General features: G+C 45.3%; 3 protein-coding genes. 2 read left to right on the forward strand and 1 reads right to left on the reverse strand.

All coding sequences use genetic code 11. The annotated features are described in order from the left end of the window. On the forward strand, positions 1-293 hold a 293-nt coding region (locus tag HP456_RS23115; RefSeq protein WP_172255440.1), incomplete at its 5' end, for an AbgT family transporter. Between the two features lie 220 nt (positions 294-513). Beyond that, on the forward strand, positions 514-1,743 hold the full coding sequence (locus HP456_RS23120) for a GDSL-type esterase/lipase family protein (RefSeq protein ID WP_172255442.1): 1,230 nt from the start codon (positions 514-516) through the stop codon (positions 1,741-1,743). 40 nt (positions 1,744-1,783) lie between these two features. Here HP456_RS23120 and HP456_RS23125 read toward each other — a convergent pair. Beyond that, the coding region (locus HP456_RS23125; RefSeq protein WP_512698785.1) for a rhodanese-like domain-containing protein at positions 1,784-2,207 on the reverse strand (424 nt) is incomplete at its 5' end.

Raw genomic sequence — 2,207 nt, forward strand, 5'->3', positions numbered from 1 at the left:
TCGAGGCTCCGATCTTTATTCCGATGTTCGCTGCTCTGGGGTACAATCCGGCATTCGTACAAGCTGCCTACAGGATTGCAGACTCATCAACAAATATCATTACACCGATGAACCCGTATATCATCGTGATACTTGCTTTCATGAGGGAATACGATAAGAAGGCAGGTCTCGGGACACTCATCTCACTCATGCTTCCGTATACCATCGCCTTCCTGTCAGTTTGGATCATCCTGTTATTGGCATTTGCTTTATTGGGTATTCCATTTGGTCCTGGTGTGGGTGTGTATTTGTAAACTTAGTTGAAAGGATATCGAATCTGGATTTTTTACAGATTCGATATCCTTTTTTGAGTTTTGTATGCAGGTGGATAAAAATACTACTTGTACAAAAACTAACCAAAATAGTGGGTGTTTTGTCTAAGAAATATAAAGTAGGAATGACTCTGTTATGAAAAGGGTAAACCTGTAACAATGATATGAAACGAAAACCACATGTAGTGAAAGGGCAGAATATATGAAGAGACTATCGTTTATTTTATTCATGGCGGCGCTGCTGTCTATTCTTTATTTTGGGGTGTTCACTGGATGGGATTGGGAGACGTTAAATAAGGATAAATCGAAGAATGGAAACTGGGTAGGTGCTTGGACCGCATCTGTGCAGTCCCCCCTTGATGATGGAATTTCCGATAAAGGGTTTCACGATCAGACCGTGCGGATGATTCTCAAGCCGCATATCGATGGAAAAAAGGTGAGGGTCCGTTTATCCAATACGTTCTCGTCAGAACCGTTGACGATTGAAGAAGTACATATTGCGGTTTCAAAAAAGGGAGCTGAGATTGTTTCGGACACAGATAAAAAGATCTCCTTCGATGGAAAACAAAAGGTGACCATTCCCCCAGGTGAACAGAAACTAAGTGATCCGGTTGATTTTGTTGTAAACAGTGAAAAACCATTGGCTGTCAGTCTATATGTCCGTAAAGAATCCGGGCCGGCAACCTGGCACCCCCACTCGATGCAGACAAATTATATAACAGAGGGTAACAAAGCATCCAGTGCCGAGTGGCCATCTATTCAGCAAAAAGAAAAGTCATGGTTTTGGCTGGATGGTGTAGACGTATTGGCTGATTCTTCCGTTAAAGGCTCCGTTGTTGTACTGGGAAGTTCAATAGCAAATGGCAATCATTCCACTTCGGATGCCAATCATCGCTGGCCGGATTATCTTGCGGAGCGCATGGAAGACTCAGACACCCCGATGTCTGTCTTGAATGCAGGTATCTCTGCCAATAAATTGATAGAAAGCACCCCGGACAAAGGAGAAAGTGCGGGGAATCGGCTCAAGAGGGATGTCTTTGACCAAACAGCCGTAAAAGCAGTCATCCTTCATCAAGGTCTAAACGATATCCGGCATCATCCGGAGTACAGTTCTGAGGATATAATCGGGAAAATGAAAGAGATCATTGATGCGGCGCATGGTCAGGGACTGGAAATCTACGGCGGGACCCTGACTCCATACAAAGGATCGGGGATGTTTACTCCCGAGGGGGAAAAAACACGCCAGGAAGTCAATGACTGGATCCGATCCAGTGAGGCATTCGATGGAATCATCGACTTTGATCAGGCACTGAGGGATCCGGACGACCCTGAACGATACCTTCCCGAATTCGACGCAGGCGACCATCTGCATCCCAATGATGACGGATATAAGAAAATGGCAGAGATGGTTGATCTATCGATGTTTAAGTAAACGAAAAAAAGAACTGGCCGAGTGACCAGTTCTTTCTTCATTATACTGTTTGTTTTTCTACCTCAATCACTGCCAGCCGCTCTGCCACTTCTTCCTCATTCAAACCGTGTTCAATGATGTAACGGTTCTCTTCGCTTCTGCGGCACTCGTCAGAGCAGCTTCTCATATATTTATGCTCGTTTTCTTCTGAGCAAAGAATTTTCTTATTACATGGCGGATGGGCACAGTTTACGTAGCGCTCACATGGCTCTCCGTCATAATAGTCTTTCCCGACCACTACATGCTCTTTTTTGTTGACCGGCACGGCAATACGCTCATCAAATACGTAAAGCTGTCCGTCCCACAGGTCACCCTGCACTTCAGGATCCTGTCCATACGTGACAATCCCGCCGTGAAGCTGTGCGACATCCTCGAAGCCTTCTTTCAATAACCAGCCGGAGAATTTCTCACAGCGAATACCGCCT

The organism is Bacillus haikouensis, from assembly GCF_013179555.1.
Classification (GTDB): Bacteria; Bacillota; Bacilli; order Bacillales; family Bacillaceae_B; genus Rossellomorea; species Rossellomorea haikouensis_A.